This window comes from Ferrovibrio sp. (assembly GCF_002796975.1).
Classification (GTDB): Bacteria; Pseudomonadota; Alphaproteobacteria; order Ferrovibrionales; family Ferrovibrionaceae; genus Ferrovibrio.
In genome coordinates this window covers 578530-595343 of sequence record NZ_PEKV01000005.1, presented here as the reverse complement: position 1 = coordinate 595343, position 16814 = coordinate 578530, and the positions used below count along the sequence as shown (strand labels likewise).

Below are 16814 nucleotides of genomic sequence, written 5' to 3'. Positions count from 1 at the left end.
CCGTAGGGCACGCCCCAGGCATTGGCATGGAACAACGGCACGATCACCAGCGCTGAATCGGCCGAGCCGAGATTGAGGCCGTCGCGCTGGCAGACCGCGTAGGAGTGCAGCACGCTCGAGCGATGCGAGAACAGCACGCCCTTCGGATTGCCGGTGGTGCCCGAGGTATAGCAGAGCGACGAGGCGGTGCGCTCGTCGAATTCCGGCCAGGCGAAATCCGGCTGCTCCCTGCCGATCAGATCCTCGTAGCACAGCAGATTGGGGATCTTGCTGTCCTTCGGCATATGCGCCGCATCGGTCATCAGCACGAAGCCCTTCACCGTCTTGAGCTGCGGCACCAGCTTCTCGACCAGCGGCAGGAAGGTGAGGTCGAAGAACAGATACTGGTCTTCGGCGTGGTTGACGATGTAGTCGATCTGCTCGGGGAACAGGCGCGGGTTCACGGTATGCAGCACCGCACCCATTCCTGAGACGCCGTAATAGAGTTCGAAATGCCGGTAGGTGTTCCAGGCCAGCGTGCCGATGCGATCACCCAGTTTCACGCCCAGCCGGGTCAGCGCATTGGCCAGCTGGCGCGAACGGTCGCGCAGGTCGCGATAGGTATAGCGATGGATCGGGCCTTCCACCGTGCGGGTCACGATTTCCGTCTTGCTGTGGTACAGCGCGGCATATTCGATCAGCTGCGAAATCAGCAACGGACGGTCCTGAATCAGACCCAGCATCGGTTTCCTCCTGGCAGAAACTTGTTTTTGTCGCCTTAGTCTATGGGGGTGAAAAATCCCCTGCAAGCGGCGGCGGGCCGGCAGTCGATCCGGCTGGCGCTACCGTGGCGTCAGTCCAGAAATTCAGCTGCCGGTAAACACCGGTTTGCGCTTGGCGAGGAAGGCATCCCGCCCCTCGGCGAAGTCGGCAGAGTTGAACAGCAGGGCCTGGCCGTCGGCCTCCTGCGCCAGCAGCGCCTCCAGCGGCTGCGGCCCGCGCGCCAGCGTCGTCTTGATAAAGCCGACCGGCAGCGGGGCCAGGGCGGCGAACTTCGCCGCCAGCGCGAGGGCCGCCGTCAGCACCTCGCCCGGCGCGGTCACCTCATCAGCCAGGCCGATACGGCCGGCGGTGTCGCCGTCGATTTCCTCCGCCAGCATCAGCAGCCGCTTCACCCAGCCGGCATTGACCCGCTGCGGCACGGTCCACAGCGCCGCCATGTCGGGCATCAGCCCGATCTTGCCAAACGAGCAGCAGAATTTCGCATCGCTGGCGGCCACCACCTGGTCGCAGAGCAGCGCCAGCGACATGCCGGCGCCGTAGGCGTAACCTTCCACGGCGGCGATCACCGGCTTGGGTCCGGCCACCACCAGCCGGGCCAGCCGGTGCAGATTGGCCAGACGCTGGCGCCCGGATACCCCGGCGACATTCTGCATCGAGGAGATGTCGCCGCCGGCGCAGAAGGCGCCGCCGCTACCGGTCAGCACGACGGCGCGCACGGCCGGGGCCGCCATGGCGGCCTCCATGGCGGCGATCAGTTCGGCACGCAGGGCGAGCGACAGGGCGTTGCGCTTGGAGGGGTAGTTCAGCCGGATCACCTGCACGCCGGCCGGGATAGCGGCTGATTCGGTGGAGGTTTCGACAAGAATCAAAGGCTGCGCCGCGGTCATGACGGTCTCCCCCCAATCTGTGGCGCGTTTGAAATTAAATTACCGACGCTCATTGCACAGATTTTATTCAGTGTGATCGTTTCCCGGTACGAGTGTAACCGTAGAGACACAGTTCCCGGGCTCGGCCGGCATAATACAGGGTAAGTGTTTGTCGGACAGGGGTTCGCCTGTTTATCTCGTCCGCGAATTTACTTCCCGGAGGTTTCCCCAATGACCAAACTTGCTTTCCGCGCCGCCCTCGTGGCCCTTGGCCTGGTCGCCGCGGCTCCCGCCATGGCTGCCGACATTCCGCTCGGCGTCGCCGTCAACGCCGGCGTCGTGTCCGACTACCGCTTCCGCGGCATCAGCCAGAGCGACAAGAACCCGGCCTTCCAGGCCGGCCTCGACGCCACCCTGGCGGCGAGCGACTTGCTGACGATCTATACCGGCGTCTGGGGCAGCAGCGTCGACTTCAACAACGGCACCACCGCCGAAGTCGACCTGGTCGGCGGCCTGCGCGCCACCTTCGACAAGCTGGCCGTCGATGTCGGCTTCATCCGCTACAACTACACCGGCAAGGGACCGGAAGCGCAGGATTTCACCGAAGGCAAGCTCGCCGTCGGTTATGATTTCGGCTATGTGCTGCCGAGCGCGGCGATCTACTACAGCCCGGAATATTTCGGTAACAGCGGCACCGGCGTCTACTACACCGCCGGCGTGGCGGTGCCGATCCCGGTGACCGAGTTCAGCCCGACCATCAAGGCCAATATCGGCAAGCAGACGATCGACAAGCCGGCCAACTTCGGCCTCACCAAGGACAGCTACGTCGACTACAATATCGGCCTGTTCGCCAGCTACTGGGGCTTCACCGCCGGCGTGCAGTATGTCGATACCAACCTGTCGAAAACCGAGTGCGGCGGCCTAAGCATCTGCGAAAGCGCCGTGGTCCTGTCGCTCAATTACGCCTACACCTTCTGATCCGATACCGCCTGCAGGCGGTTCGAGCGCCGCCGCCATCGCAAGATGGCGGCGGTTTTTTTATGCCTGCGGCGAGAAGGCTCCGATCGCGGCATAGCCGGCCAGCGGAACCTGCCGCAACCGTGTGAAGCTGGCCGGCGTGACGCCGCCGAGCGCGTAGACCTGCAGCCCGCGGCGCCTTGCCTCGGTTGCCAAGGCTGCAAGGCGCAGCACCCCCAGCGGTGCGGCGCCGGGGTGGCTCGCCGTGGCAAAGACCGGCGAGATCAGCACCGCATCCGCGCCGCATCGCGCCGCCCGCGCGATGGCGGCAGCGTCATGCGCCGCCACGGTGACGAGTCTCAGGCCCATCCGCCGCGCCCTGGCAGCATGCTCGATCAGAGCCTGCGGCAGATGCAGGCCATCGGCTGAAACTGCACGCGCCAGCCGTGCGTCACCTGCGACCAGCAGAACCAGGCCGCGCCGACGGCATAGCTCGGCCACCTGTTGCGCCAGCGCCAGGCGTTTCGCCGGCGCCAGTTCGTAATGGCGGAACAGCACGCCGTCGCCGCGTTCAAGCCGCCCAATCGCCGGCAGCGGATCGGGCAGGCGGCCCGCGTCGGTCACGAGCCAGCGCCCAGGCATGACCATGGGGGGCAGAGGCTTCCGCCGATGCGTCGCGGTTGGTAGCCTGCGGACCTGAGATTGCACTCGGGATTTCATTACAGCAGCCTGCCATGACCCAGCCCTCGCCGGAAGCCACAGTTGCCTTGCGCCTCACCGCCATCCGGCAGCAGATCGCTGATGCCGCTGCGACGGCCAAGCGTGATCCCGCCGCAGTAAAGCTGGTTGCCGTCGCCAAGACCTTTCCGGCCGAAGCCGTCGTCGAGGCGCTGGCCGCCGGGCAGCGGCATTTCGGCGAGAACCGCGTGCAGGAAGGCATGGCGAAATATCCGGCCCTGCGCGAGACGCATCCCGACCTGGTGCTGCATCTGATCGGCCCGCTGCAGACCAACAAGGTGAAACAGGCGGTCGCGCATTTCGATGTGATCCATACGCTGGACCGCGACAGCCTGGCGCAGGAACTGGCCAAAGAGTTCGACAGGAGCGGCCGCCGCCTACCCTGCTTCGTGCAGGTGAATACCGGCGAGGAACCGCAGAAGGCCGGCTGCGCGCCGCAGGAGGCCGATGCCTTCATTGCCGCCTGCCGGGCGTTGAACCTGCCGGTCGTCGGCCTGATGTGCATTCCGCCGGCCGAAGAAGAACCTTCGCCGCATTTCGCGTTGCTCAACAAGATCGCGAAACGCAACGGGCTCGATCAGCTCAGCATGGGCATGAGCGGCGATTTCGACACAGCCGTGATGCTGGGTGCCACGCATGTGCGCGTCGGCAGCGCGATTTTCGGGGGGCGGAGTTATCCGGCCCCCATATAATGATCGTCATGCCGGCTTGACCCGGGCATCCCATTTTTCATGCATAGAAACAAATGGGACTCTCGGGTCAAGCCCGAGGGTGACGAGTAAAGCTGTGCAGACTTAGTTCTTCTTCGTCGTGCCGCCCGAGGCCAGCGTGACGCTGTCGCCGGCAATCACGAAAGTGACCGAGCCATCGCTGGTCTTGTAGGTCCACTGTTCGAGCGGGCCGAGCTTCTGCAATTCGCTCGGTTTGCCGAGTGCCTTTTCCAGCTGCGCCTTGGTCTTGGCCGGTTCGGCCTTCTTCAGCGCCTCTTCCGTCGAAGGCGGGCCACAGGCAATCAGAGCCAGCGGCAATGCAAGCGTCAGTGCGAGGCGGGCCAGACGAGCCATGATCGGTTACTCCGTGAATCGAAGGGGCCGGGTCAGTTAAGCAACCAACCCGGCCCCGGTAAAGCTGTAAACAGTGTGTTTAACGCTTGACTCAGAACTGCAGCGGCGTCGCCTGGCGCACGCCCGGGATCGCCTTCACCTTCTCGGCCACATCGGCCGGGATCGGACCATCGACTTCGACGAGACAGATCGCATCCTCGCCGCGTGCCGCGCGACCGAGATGGAAAGTGGCGATGTTGATACCGGCATCGCCCAGCACCGTGCCGAGACGGCCGATGAAGCCCGGCTTGTCGGCATTGGTGACATAGAGCATGTGCGGACCCAACTCGGCGTCGATGTCGATACCCTTGATCTCGACCACGCGCGGGTTCTTGTTGGCGAACAGCGTGCCCGACAGATGGCGCACCTTGTCGGCATGGATGGTGACGCGCATCAGCGTGGCGTAGTCGCCTTCGCGCTCATGCTTCACCTCGGAGACCTCGATATTGCGCTCCTTGGCCACCAGCGGCGCGTTGACCATATTGACGCTCGAAAGCTGGCGGCGCAGCAGGCCTTCCAGCACGATGGCCGTGAGCGGACGCGTATTCAGCGTCGCCGCATGGCCTTCATATTCGATCACCACCTTGGTCAGGTTGGCCTCCGCCAGCTGGCCGACGAAGCTGCCGAGCTGTTCGGCCAGCTTCATGTAGGGGCGCAGCTTCGGCGCGTCTTCGGCCGAAACCGACGGCATGTTCAATGCATTGGTGACGGCGCCGGTCAGCAGGTAGTCGCTGATCTGCTCGGCCACCTGCAGCGCGACATTCTCCTGCGCCTCATTGGTCGAGGCGCCCAGATGCGGCGTGGCGACGAAACGCTCGTGATTGAACAGCACGTTTTCCTTCGCCGGCTCGGTGACGAAGACGTCGAAGGCGGCGCCAGCCACCTGGCCGTTGTCCAGCGCATCCTTGAGTGCGGCTTCGTCCACCAGACCGCCGCGCGCGCAGTTGACGATGCGCACGCCCTTCTTGACCTTGGCCAGCGCCTTGGCATCCAGGATATTCTTGGTCTGCTCGGTCAGCGGGGTGTGCAGACTGATGAAATCGGCGCGGGCCAGCAGCTCGTCCAGTTCCACCTTCTCGATGCCCAGCGCGGTGGCGCGTTCCGGCGTCAGGAAAGGATCGTAGCCGACCACCTTCATCTTCAGGCCCTGGGCGCGGTCAGCGACGATGGAACCGATATTGCCGCAGCCGATCAGGCCGAGCGTCTTGCCATACAGTTCGACGCCCATGAAGCGGTTCTTTTCCCACTTGCCGGCCTGGGTGGAACGGTCAGCCAGCGGGATTTCGCGGGCCAGCGCCATCATCATGGCAATGGCATGTTCGGCGGTGGTGATCGAGTTGCCGAACGGGGTGTTCATCACGCAGACGCCGCGCGCGGTGGCGGCCGGAATATCGACGTTGTCGACGCCGATGCCGGCGCGACCCACGACTTTGAGCTTCCTGGCGGCTTCCAGCACCTTGGCGGTGACCTTGGTGGCCGAACGGATCGCCAGGCCGTCATAGTCACCGATGATGGCGAGCAGTTCGTCCGGCTTCAGGCCGGTCTTGATATCGACCTCGACGCCGCGCGACTTGAAGATGTCGACGGCGGCGGGGCTCAGTTCGTCGGAGATCAGAACCTTGACCATGGGATGAGTCCTCGGGTGTGAGAATTTGGGAATGTCAGAATGCGGGAAGAGATAACGGGCGCGCCCTTTGCGAGCGCGCCCGTGGATCGTTGGATCAGGCGGCCGCGGCCGGCTTGTAGTTTGCCTTCACCTCAGTGAAAGCCCAGTCGAGCCAGGGGCAGAGCGCGACGATGTCGCTGGTCTCCACCGTGGCACCGCCCCAGATGCGCAGGCCCGGCGGGGCATCGCGATAATGCGCGATGTCCATGGCGACGCCTTCCTTCTCCAGGGTGGACGCGATCTGCTTGGCCGCCGCTTCCTGGTCCTTCGGACCCAGCGCGGTGAACCAGGGATCGACCACCTTGAGGCAGATCGAGGTGTTGGAGCGGACAGCCGCGTCGCCGGCAAGAAAATCGACCCAGGGGGTCTTGGCCTTCCAGTCGGCAATCGCCTTCAGATTGGCTTCCGAACGGGCAATCATGCCCTTCAGGCCGCCGACGCTCTCGCCCCATTTCAGGGCATCAAGGATATCTTCCACGCAGAGCATGGAGGGCGTGTTGATCGTCTCGCCCTTGAAGATGCCTTCGATCAGCTTGCCGTCCTTGGCCATGCGGAAAATCTTCGGCAGCGGCCAGGCCGGCGTATAGGTTTCCAGACGCTGCACGGCGCGCGGGCTCAGCACGATCATGCCATGCGCCGCCTCGCCGCCGGTCGCCTTCTGCCACGACCAGGTCGTGACATCCAGCTTCGACCACGGCAGGTCCATGGCGAACACGGCCGAGGTGGCATCGCAGATCGCGAGGCCTTCGCGGGTGTCGGCGATCCAGTCGCCGTTCGGCACCTTCACGCCCGAGGTCGTGCCATTCCAGGTGAAGACGACGTCGCGGGTCCAGTCGACCTGTTTCAGGTCGGGGATTTCGCCGTAACCGGCCTTCAGCGTGCGGACGTCCTTGAGCTTCAGCTCCTTGGAAATGTCCGAGCCCCAGCCGGCGCCGAAGCTTTCCCAGGCCAGGACCTCGACGCCGCGCGCGCCCAGCATCGACCACAGCGCCATTTCCACGGCGCCGGTATCGGAGGCCGGCACGATGCCGATCTTGTAATCTGCGGGAATGCCCAGCAGCTTGCGATGCAGTTCGATGGCATCGACCAGACGCTGCTTGCCCTCTTTCGAGCGATGCGAGCGGCCGACCAGGGCATTCTTGAGGAGTTCGGGGGTCCAGCCGGGGCGCTTGGCGCAGGGGCCGGAGGAGAAATGCGCCGAGTTGGGGCGCACTGCAGGCTTTGTCATCTGTCTATCCTTCCAGATAGTAAGCGCCCCGTTGGGGGGGCGTGTCCCACGGCCCTTCTACCCGGACTCCCCTCGCCGCGCAATGGCCGAAATGTCGCAACCCGGCGGTTACAATGCGGTTCCGTCGCGGGAAAGAACGCAGTCAAACCGGGAAATATCCGGATGGGAACCTTCAACTCCGCAGCCGGCAGGTGCATGCTTCGTAAGGTGGCGGTAAGCCTGCCACCCGATAAGGCCACGCCATGCGCCTCCTGCTGATCGAAGACGAAACTGCCCTGCTCGACCTGGTACAGCGCAGCCTGGCTCGCGCCGGCTTTACTGTCGACGTGGCCGGGACCGCGGAAGCGGCGCGCGATGCGCTGGCAGCATCGCGTTTCGATGCCATGGTTCTCGATCTCGGCCTGCCCGACGAAGACGGCCTGACAGTGCTGCGCGAATTGCGCGGCAAGCGCGACAGTACGCCTGTGCTGATCCTGACGGCGCGCGACGGCGTCGATGACCGTGTGGCCGGACTGAACAGCGGCGCCGACGACTATCTGCTGAAGCCTTTTGCCGTCGATGAGCTGATCGCGCGGCTGAAAGCCCTGCTGCGACGCCCGAACGGCGCGCTGGGCGTGGTGCTGGAAGCCGGCAATATCTCCTTCGACACCATCGGCCGGACGGTCACTATCGACGGCCGGGCCCTGCCGCTGACCGCGCGCGAAATGGCGCTGCTGGAGAACCTGTTGCGGCGGGTCGGCCGCGTGGTGCCCAAGCGCCATCTGGAAGAACGCATCTACGGCTTCGACGACGAGGTGACGCCGAATTCTCTGGAAGTGCTGCTGCATCGCCTGCGCCGCAAGCTGACCGGCAACGGCTTCTCCGGCGAGATTCATACGGTGCGCGGCGTGGGCTATCTGCTGGCGGAAGCCGCCGCATGAGTCGCCGTTGGTCTTTGCAGGCGCGTCTGGCCTGGCGGCTGGGCCTGGTGTTGCTGGGATCGACGCTGCTGGTCGCGGTGATTGTCAGCCAATATGCCTGGTTCGCGCTCGACAACCTCGACGATGTCGGATTGCAGATCCAGGCCAGGCAGATCGCGCCCCATACGCATGTTCGTAATGGCGTGATGACTCTGACCCTGCCGGCGGAACTGGAACAGGCCTACCGCAATTCGGGCGACGGCTATCTCTATGCCGTGATCGACCCCGCCGGCCAGATCGTGGCGGCGTCCAGCGAGAAGGCTCGCTCCGCTTTTGTCGACCTGGCCTTCAGCCATCCTGCCGATGGCGAGACGGTTTTCCGCCTGCTGGATGCCGGCGGCGGCGAGAGCAGCTACTACGCATTGCAGAGCAGCGAGGGATTGCCGCCGGGCTATCGCGTGATCGTGGCGCAGGGCCAGGTCCATCCCGATGTCTATATCGACACCCTGCTGAGCGAATTTGCCATGCATATCGGCTGGACCGTGCCTGTGGTGCTGGCTGCGGCACTGCTGATGGCGGCCTGGACGATCCGCAGCAGCCTGCGGCCGATCAAGCAACTGTCTGCCCGCGCCCTGCAGATCCGGCCGGAGACCCGAAACCTGCGCCTGCCAACCGACGACGTGGCGGAGGAAATCCGCGCACTCCCACTGGCCATCAATGCCGCTCTCGATCGCCTGGAACAGGGTTTCGAGATGCAGCGCCGCTTCACCGCCAACGCCGCGCACGAACTGCGCACGCCGCTGGCGGTGCTGACTGCACGGGTGGCAGAACTCGACGCCGGCCCGGAGACGCAGCGCCTGGCCGAAGACATCGCGCGCATGAACCGCCTGGTCGGCCAATTGCTGCAGGTGTCGCGACTGGAGGCGGCACCGCCGCAATTCGCCATCGTCGACCTGAACGACGTGGCGGAAACGGTCATCACCTTCCTGGCACCGCTGGCGATCGCCGCGCACAAGACGCTGGCGCTGACCGCCGCCTCACGGCCGGTGCTGGTGGAAGCTTCGGCGGAAATACTCGAAAACGCCCTGCGCAACCTTGTCGAAAATGCCATCGCCCATACCGCACCGGACACCGAGGTGACGATTATCGTGACGCCGGAGCCGGCCATCGCGGTCCGCGACCATGGCCCGGGCGTGCCGCCCGCCCAGCGCAACGAAATATTCGAGCGTTTCTGGCGCGGCCGGAACCGGTCGCAGAACGGCGGCGCCGGGCTGGGTCTCGCCATCGTGGCGGAAACCATGCGCAGTCATGGCGGCAGCGTATCGGTCGGCGATTCACCCGGCGGCGGGGCGGAATTCATCCTGCATCTGCCACGCAGCAGGGGCGAGGCCACGTAAGCTTGCTGTAAGCAGGGTCGGTTACTCAGCGGCAGTCTCCCAACAGGTCGGACCGCCCATGCTGTTTGTTCCCCTGCGCGAAATCTCCGTTTCGCTATCCTCGCGCCGCATCCCCCCCCGACTCGGTTTCTGGCTGCTGTGCCTCGGCATCTTCCTGCTGCTGGCGGCAACCGTACGCCTGACGCTGACGGTATGGGTGGAACACGACACGCCCGACACGATCCTGTCCGTGGCTGCCGTATGGCTGATCGGACTGGCGGATGATGGCGCCACCGCGATCGTCCTCGGCCTGCCCTTCCTGCTGGGACTCTATGTGCTCCACCGCGTCCTGCGCTGGAAGACCGGCAAGGTGCTGGCCCATCTGCTGCTGATCGGCCTGCTCGGCGTCACCGTCTTCAGCGCCATCGCCGAACTGTTCTTCTGGGATGAATACAACAGCCGCTTCAACGGCATTGCCGTCTATTACCTGATCTTCCCCCGGGAAGTGCTCGGCAATATCCGCGAATCCTTCGATCTGCACATCTACCTGCCGGTCATCGCCGCTGCGGTACTGGTTCTCTATGCCGTCTTGCGGCCCCACCTGAACCGTGCGCTGGACACGCCAGTACAACCAGGGGAATGGCGCCGCAGCTTCGCGGTTGCCGCGCTCGCCTCCCTGCTCGCGCTGTCTTTTCTGTATGGCGGACCCTACGAGCCGGTCTCGGCGCGCACGACCAACGAACTGGCCGTGAACGGCATGCACAGTATCCTGAACGCCTTCCTGACCAATGATAGCAAGTATGACGGCATCTATCCCGGCATCGACGAGGCCAAGGCGATTCCGCTGCTGCGCGACATGGTGCGGCAGGACAACACGACCGATCTGGCGGCACCCGGCGAACGCAGCCTGCGCCGACATGTCGACAATGGCCCGATGCCGACAAAGAAACTGAATGTGGTGCTGGTGCTCGAAGAATCCTTCGGCTCGGTCTACTTCGAGGATGTCTTTGAGGAAAAGCAGCGCGACTACTGGAAAACCGTGTCGCCGAACTGGCACCGGATCGCGAAAGACAGCCTGTTCTTCAGCAATATCTACGCGACCGGCGACCGCACGGTGCGTGCGCTGGAGGCGGTATTCACATCCTTCCCGCCAATCCCCGGCATCTCCACGGCGCGGCGCAGCGGGTCGGAAGGCATGAATTCCCTGCCCTTCCTGCTCAAGCAGTTCGGCTACCGCACCGCCTTCCTGTATGGCGGCCCAACCAGCTTCGACAATATGGGGCATTTCTGGGAAACCATCGGCTTCGATCAGGTGCTGGGCCAGGGCGACATCGCCGACCGCGGCTTCAAGACCATCTGGGGCGTGGCCGACGAATATATGTTCAAGGAGGCGCTGGGCCGCATCGACAAAATGGCAGCAGAGCCTGGCCCGTTCCTTTTTGCCTGCCTGACCGTCAGCAACCATCGTCCCTTCCGTTATCCGGATGGCCGCATCGACCAGCGGCCCGGCCTCGGATTCAAGGAACAGGCCGCCGCCTATGCCGACTGGTCGCTGGGCGCCTTCATCGATGCCGCACGCAGCAAGCCGTGGTTCGACGACACCATCTTCGTGATGATCGGCGATCACGGACCGAAAGTCTGGGGCGCGGCACAGATTCCGGTGCAGGCTTTCCGCGTGCCGCTGGCGATCTATGCGCCAAAGCATATCGACCCGGCGCGCAATACCGTGCTGGGCTCCAGCATGGATGTCGCGCCGACCCTGCTCGGCCTGCTGGGCCTGAGCTACGACAGCCCGTTCTTCGGCGTCGACCTGCGTCGCGTACCGCCCGGCGGTGGCCGTATCGCCATGGCGCATAATTTCGACGTGGCGGTGGGCGATGGCCATAACGCCGTGGTGCTGACCCCGAAAGGCGACCTGCTGCCCTACGCGATGCAGCCGGGACCGTTCCAGCTGCAGCCGGTGCCGGCCAAAGCCCTGCCCACGCTTCTCATGAAGCAGGCAGCGGCACAGACGCAGACTGCGCACCGCATGTTCTATGCGCGGCAGTATCACGAATTGTCGGAAAACCCCTGACTCAGCCCGAGCGGACGTTACTCTCGGCCGCCAGTTCCATCAGGCGCGGCGCGCGGTCCGACACTTCGCGCAGGATGGTTTCCGCCACCGTCAGCCGCTTGCGCGCGTCTTCGTCGAGCACGCCCTGGATCTTCTCGCGGTCGACACGGGCCACCGTCTCGTGCAGTTCCCAGATGGTGGCGAGGAAAACCTTCTGTGTGCCGACCGGCAGGACTTCCGCATTCTCCAGCGCGGGGAAAACCCGCAACACCACATCGATCTTCATGCGCAGCAGATCGACGATCAGCTGGCTGTGATATTCCTGCAACTGGGCAGCGGCATTTTTTTCCGCATTCTCCATGCGGTCCTCGATCAGGACGATCACGCCTTCGATCTCGGTCAGCGATTCACGATATTCGTAATAGGGTTCGTAGGTGGCATGGCCGATGCGCTGGATCGCATCCTCGGCCTTGGCGCGCGCCCGCTTGGTCTGGCGCTTCAGCGCATCGAGCAGCGTCTCGATCTCGGCTTTCCGGTAGCTCTTGCCGGCAATCTTGGTCATCGTCTGCGTCTTCTCTTGGCCGGCCGCCCTGCAGCGGCACCGGATCACAGCCCGATCTTAGCCGGACCGCCATATCTCTATCCACTGGCATGTTGGTGACAGTTCATAGAAAAACGACAACCCTGAACGGCCGGGTGGCTGTCCCGTCGGAATCGACAGGAATATCTCGCCCAGCCGGACACCCGATCAGCCGGTCAGCAGCAGCACGAGGGCCAGCAGCAGGAAGGCCACCGCAGCCAGAGTGCGTGCGAGTTTCAGCGGCAACCGCCGCATCAGTGCCTTGCCGAGAAACACCACCGGCACATTCGCCAGCATCAGGCCCAGCGTGCTGCCGGCGGTGACGATCAGGATCGCATCGTAGCGCGCCGCCAGCGCCGTGGTGGCGAGTTGCGTCTTGTCGCCGATCTCGGCGATGAAGAACATTGTCAGCGTGGTGAGGAACGCGCCCCAGCGTCGGCTTTTCGGCGCAGCATCGTCTTCCAGCTTGTCGGGGATCAGCGTCCATACCGCCATGGCGACGAAAGACGCGATCAGCACCCAGCGCAAAACATGCGGTGCCAGCAGGTCTTCGAGCCAGACGCCGATGGCGGCGGCGGCCAGATGATTGGCAATGGTGGCCGCGAGAATACCGGCGAGGATCGGCCAGGGCCGATGAAAACGCGCCGCCAGCAGCAGCGACAGCAGCTGCGTCTTGTCGCCGATCTCGGCGACGGCAACCACGCCGATGGTGGTGAGGAAAGCGGAAAGCTCTGGAGCAAGGGACATGGGGCAGGCACATCGGGGACCGGGCGGCGATCAGGCCATAGGCTGTCCCGTCGCCGCCCGGTCCGGGATGCAACGGTACAAGCCTAAGGTCTCGCCATACCGGAGCATGACCTCCGGTCCGGAAGCGCCAAGGCGAGAGGGCTGGTCTCCGCTCGACTAGTCTGTTGACGCTTCCCCCGCTCATCTTCTGCAAGACGGCGGACGGCTACTCCCCAAAGGGTGCGCAATCTCTGTAGCGCGGATTGCTCAGGCTGCCAAGATGCGGGGTGCATACGTGTATATTCCCATCGCGCGAGGTATTTAAGGAAAAGCAATCTGGAGTATTTGTTTCCACAAGAACAAAGAATAAACTGGCGCTATGGTCGCACGCTGCCGCACAGTCGCATTCCAGGGCATCGAGGTGATGTCCGTCGAGGCGCAGGTGCAGTTGTCGAACGGCCTGCCGGCTTTTGCCGTGGTCGGCCTCGCCGACAAGGCGGTGGGCGAAAGCCGCGAACGCGTGCGCGGCGCGCTCGGCGCCATCGGCCTGGCGCTGCCGCCTAAACGCATCACCGTCAATCTGGCGCCGGCCGACCTGCCCAAGGAAGGCAGCCATTACGATCTGCCGATCGCACTGGCGCTGCTGGCGGCGATGGGCGTGCTGCCGCCCGATGCGCTGGATGGCTATGTCGCGCTCGGCGAACTCGGCCTCGATGGCGCCGTCGGCGCAGTCACCGGCATCCTGCCGGCGGCACTGTCGGCGCATGCGCAGGATCGCGGCCTGATCTGTCCCCAAGTTCAGGGCAGCGAGGCAGCCTGGGCCGGCGATGCCGAACGCGTGCTGGCGACGCCCTCGCTGCTGGCGCTGATCAACCATTTCAAGGGCAGCCAGGTACTGTCGCATCCGCGACCGGGCATCGCCGCCGAAGATACTGCCGCCCTGCCCGATCTGCGCGACATCAAGGGGCAGGAAAGCGCCAAACGTGCGCTGGAAGTCGCGGCGGCCGGATCTCACAATCTTTTGCTGATAGGCCCGCCAGGTGCGGGCAAGTCGATGCTGGCGCAGCGCCTGCCCGGCATCCTGCCGCCGCTGGATTCGGCCGAGATCCTCGAAGTCAGCATGATCGCCTCGCTGGCCGGACAACTGCCCGATGGCAAGCTGACGCGCCGACGTCCGTTCCGCGCGCCGCATCATTCCGCCTCGATGGCGGCTCTGGTCGGCGGCGGCCTGCGCGTGAAGCCGGGCGAAGTCAGCCTCGCCCATCTCGGCGTGCTGTTCCTCGACGAGCTGCCGGAATTCAACCGCCAGACGCTCGACTCTCTGCGCCAGCCTTTGGAGACCGGCGAATGCGTGGTGGCACGCGCCAATGCGCATGTCAGCTATCCGGCCCGCGTGCAGCTGGTGGCGGCGATGAATCCCTGCCGCTGCGGCCATCTCGGCGATCCGGCGCAGGCCTGCAGCCGCGCGCCGAAATGCGGCGCCGATTATCAGGCGCGGCTGTCCGGTCCGCTGCTCGATCGTATCGATCTGACGCTGGAAGTGCCCGCCGTCAGTCCAGACGATCTGGCCGCACCGCCGCCCGGCGAAGACTCAGCCGCTGTCGCCGCACGCGTGGCACAGGCGCGCGACATCCAGCGCGAGCGCTATGCCCATACCGGCAGCGGTGGATTGTCGAAAGACGGCCGCAGCATCATCCGCACCAATGCGCAGGCCGATGGGCAACTGCTGGAGCGGATCGCCGGACCCGACGAGGCCGGCCGCAACCTGCTCACCGAAGCTGCCAAGGCGATGCACCTGACGGCGCGCGGCTATCACCGCGTGCTGCGGGTGGCGCGCACACTGGCCGATCTGGATGGCAGCGACAGCGTACGCCGCCTACATGTCGCGGAAGCGCTGAGCTATCGCCGGCTCGGATTCGTGCGCTGATCAGGCTTTCGTAAACCGTCGCATACCGAAAGCGAAGATCAGCCCGCCGGCATACATCAGCACGCCATAGAGGCCGCCGGGGATTGCCAGCGCATCGTCCTGCAGCACGCTGCTGGCGATCACGATGGCGAGCGTCGCATTCTGCACGGCGGTTTCGATGCCCAGCGTGACCGACTGCCGGCGCGACAGCCGCGCCAGCCAGGCGACCAGGAAGCCGACCGCGAGCATCAGCAGGTTGAGTCCGATGGCGAAGCCCGCAAGGCTGCCGAAATTGTCGCGCAGCAACGCCCAGTTCTTCGCCACGGCACCGAGCACGATGAGGATGAACAGCACGGCGGCGACACGCGTCGCCCACGGTTCCCAACGCAGCGTACCTTCGGGCCAGCGACCGCGCACCAGCATGCCCAGACCAACCGGCACGCCGAGCATCAGGAAAATCTGCCCCATCATCAGGCCCACCGGCACCGACACTGTCTGCGCGTTGCCGCCGAAATGCTGCATCGACCAGATCACGATCGGCGGCAGGGTGAAGATTGTCGCCACGCTGGCCACCGCCGTGAAGCTGACTGCCAGCGCGACATCGCCGCGCGCGATATAGGTCAGCAGATTCGAGGTGGTTCCGGTCGGACAGGCGGCGAGGATCATGAAGCCGATGGCAAAGACACCAGTAATGCCGACGGCCTTGAGCAGCAGGAAACAGATCAGCGGCAGCAGCACGAAATGGCACAGCACGCCGACCAGCAGCGCGCGCGGCTGGCGCACGATGCGCGCGAAATCCTCCACCGTCAGGCCGAGGCCGAGCGAGAACATGATGAAAGCCAGAATGCCCGGCAGCAGGATGCTGGTGACGATATCGCCTTCCATTACGCTCTCCCCTTAAATCGTCTTACCGGCCGTCTTCGCGGCATCCGAAGATTACGCGAAGACGGAAAAGGTTTCCATGTTTGCCGCTACGTATTGTCAGGATGCAATCGCGCGGTCGCCANNGCGCATTCGCTCCTTGCAGGATTTTCCTTATGACCACCGCCGCTGCCGCCGCCCCCGCCCGCTCCCTGGCACTGGAGCTTCTGCTGCTGGCCTGTCTCGCCACGCTCTGGGGCGCTTCCTTCACCTTCATCAAGCTGGGCGTGGACACCATCCCGCCGGTGACCTTCATCGCTGCGCGCACCGTGATCGCCGGCGGGCTGCTGTTCTGCATCCTGCTGGCCCGCGGCATCCAGCTGCCGCGCGACCGCGCCACCTGGCGCAGCCTGGGCATCCAGGCCTGCCTGAATTCCGTGATGCCGTTTACGCTGATCGCCTGGGCGGAAACCCGCATCGATGCGGGACTGGCCACGATCCTGAATTCCACCACACCGATCTTCGCCTTCCTGATCACCTGGGCGATCACGCGGCATGAAGCCGTGACGGGCCGCAAGCTGTTCGGCACCGTCATGGGCATCGCCGGCGTCTGCATGATCATGGGCGTAGGCGCCTTTACCGGCCTGGGTAACGACCTTTGGGGCCAGGCGGCGATGCTGCTGGCCTCGCTGTCCTACGGTGCCGCCGCGATCTACGGCCATAATTTCAGGCATCTCGATTCGATGGTACCGGCGGCGGGTTCGATGCTCTGCGGCGCCGTCATCCTGGTGCCGCTCAGCCTGCTGGTCGACCAGCCCTGGACTCTGCAGCCGTCGAATTCGTCGCTGCTGGCGCTGGTCGCGCTGTCGGTGTTTTCGACCGCGATTGCCTTCGTGATCTATTTCCGGCTGGTGCGCACGCTGGGGTCCGTCGGCGTGACCTCGCAGGCGTATTTACGCATTCCGATTGGCGTGGGGATCGGCGTTGCGTTCCTCGGTGAAACGCTGGCCGGTTCAGCCTGGCTGGGTCTGGTTTTCGTAGTTGTAGGCGTGGCGGCGATGTCGCTGCCGACGCGCAAGGCGAGCTGAGTTTG

General features: G+C 64.7%; 16 protein-coding genes. 7 read left to right on the top strand and 9 right to left on the bottom strand.

What is annotated here, in order from left to right; all coding sequences use genetic code 11:
- Both CTR53_RS07765 and CTR53_RS07760 read right to left on the bottom strand, forming a co-directional pair.
- Positions 1-722: AMP-binding protein (locus tag CTR53_RS07765; RefSeq protein ID WP_290811667.1), on the bottom strand; the 722-nt coding region annotated here is incomplete at its 3' end.
- Between the two features lie 123 nt (positions 723-845).
- Positions 846-1649: an enoyl-CoA hydratase-related protein gene (locus CTR53_RS07760; protein WP_290810894.1), complete on the bottom strand. Its 804-nt coding sequence runs from the start codon at positions 1647-1649 to the stop codon at positions 846-848.
- Between the two features lie 210 nt (positions 1650-1859).
- Between CTR53_RS07760 and CTR53_RS07755 the strand changes: the two genes are divergently transcribed.
- The gene (locus CTR53_RS07755) at positions 1860-2606 is read left to right on the top strand and encodes a TorF family putative porin (protein WP_290810891.1); all 747 of its coding nucleotides are present in this window, start codon (positions 1860-1862) and stop codon (positions 2604-2606) included.
- 60 nt (positions 2607-2666) lie between these two features.
- Here CTR53_RS07755 and CTR53_RS07750 read toward each other — a convergent pair whose 3' ends face one another.
- Complete coding sequence (locus CTR53_RS07750; protein WP_290810888.1) at positions 2667-3209, bottom strand: thiamine phosphate synthase; 543 nt, start codon at positions 3207-3209, stop codon at positions 2667-2669.
- Between the two features lie 110 nt (positions 3210-3319).
- Between CTR53_RS07750 and CTR53_RS07745 the strand changes: the two genes are divergently transcribed.
- Positions 3320-4015, top strand: a complete 696-nt coding sequence (locus CTR53_RS07745; protein WP_290810885.1) for a YggS family pyridoxal phosphate-dependent enzyme — start codon at positions 3320-3322, stop codon at positions 4013-4015.
- Between the two features lie 102 nt (positions 4016-4117).
- Here CTR53_RS07745 and CTR53_RS07740 read toward each other — a convergent pair whose 3' ends face one another.
- The 3 genes from CTR53_RS07740 to CTR53_RS07730 all read right to left on the bottom strand — a co-directional run bounded on the left by CTR53_RS07740 (position 4118) and on the right by CTR53_RS07730 (position 7320).
- Positions 4118-4387, bottom strand: a complete 270-nt coding sequence (locus CTR53_RS07740) for a hypothetical protein (protein WP_290810883.1) — start codon at positions 4385-4387, stop codon at positions 4118-4120.
- Between the two features lie 91 nt (positions 4388-4478).
- Positions 4479-6053, bottom strand: a complete 1575-nt coding sequence (gene serA, locus CTR53_RS07735) for a phosphoglycerate dehydrogenase (protein ID WP_290810881.1) — start codon at positions 6051-6053, stop codon at positions 4479-4481.
- Between the two features lie 94 nt (positions 6054-6147).
- Positions 6148-7320, bottom strand: a complete 1173-nt coding sequence (locus tag CTR53_RS07730) for a phosphoserine transaminase (RefSeq protein WP_290810877.1) — start codon at positions 7318-7320, stop codon at positions 6148-6150.
- A gap of 242 nt (positions 7321-7562) precedes the next feature.
- Here CTR53_RS07730 and CTR53_RS07725 point away from each other — a divergent pair, with 242 nt between their 5' ends.
- The 3 genes from CTR53_RS07725 to CTR53_RS07715 are packed head-to-tail and all read left to right on the top strand — an operon-like array spanning position 7563 to position 11669.
- Positions 7563-8240: a response regulator transcription factor gene (locus tag CTR53_RS07725; protein ID WP_290810873.1), complete on the top strand. Its 678-nt coding sequence runs from the start codon at positions 7563-7565 to the stop codon at positions 8238-8240.
- The gene (locus CTR53_RS07720; protein ID WP_290810870.1) at positions 8237-9616 is read left to right on the top strand and encodes an ATP-binding protein; all 1380 of its coding nucleotides are present in this window, start codon (positions 8237-8239) and stop codon (positions 9614-9616) included. The genes CTR53_RS07725 and CTR53_RS07720 overlap by 4 nt, the downstream gene beginning before the upstream one ends.
- A gap of 58 nt (positions 9617-9674) precedes the next feature.
- Positions 9675-11669, top strand: coding sequence for an LTA synthase family protein (locus tag CTR53_RS07715; RefSeq protein WP_290810867.1), 1995 nt, complete (start codon positions 9675-9677; stop codon positions 11667-11669).
- Position 11670: 1 nt separating this feature from the next.
- Here the strand turns inward: CTR53_RS07715 and CTR53_RS07710 are convergent, their stop codons facing one another.
- Both CTR53_RS07710 and CTR53_RS07705 read right to left on the bottom strand, forming a co-directional pair.
- The gene (locus CTR53_RS07710) at positions 11671-12210 is read right to left on the bottom strand and encodes a hypothetical protein (protein WP_290810864.1); all 540 of its coding nucleotides are present in this window, start codon (positions 12208-12210) and stop codon (positions 11671-11673) included.
- Between the two features lie 186 nt (positions 12211-12396).
- Positions 12397-12975, bottom strand: coding sequence for a TMEM165/GDT1 family protein (locus CTR53_RS07705; protein WP_290810861.1), 579 nt, complete (start codon positions 12973-12975; stop codon positions 12397-12399).
- 358 nt (positions 12976-13333) lie between these two features.
- Here CTR53_RS07705 and CTR53_RS07700 point away from each other — a divergent pair, with 358 nt between their 5' ends.
- Complete coding sequence (locus CTR53_RS07700) at positions 13334-14881, top strand: YifB family Mg chelatase-like AAA ATPase (protein ID WP_290810856.1); 1548 nt, start codon at positions 13334-13336, stop codon at positions 14879-14881.
- Here CTR53_RS07700 and CTR53_RS07695 read toward each other — a convergent pair whose 3' ends face one another.
- Positions 14882-15745, bottom strand: coding sequence for a bile acid:sodium symporter family protein (locus tag CTR53_RS07695; protein WP_290810853.1), 864 nt, complete (start codon positions 15743-15745; stop codon positions 14882-14884).
- Positions 15746-15897: 152 nt separating this feature from the next.
- Between CTR53_RS07695 and CTR53_RS07690 the strand changes: the two genes are divergently transcribed.
- Positions 15898-16809, top strand: a complete 912-nt coding sequence (locus CTR53_RS07690) for an EamA family transporter (RefSeq protein WP_290810851.1) — start codon at positions 15898-15900, stop codon at positions 16807-16809.
- Positions 16810-16814 lie beyond the last annotated feature (5 nt).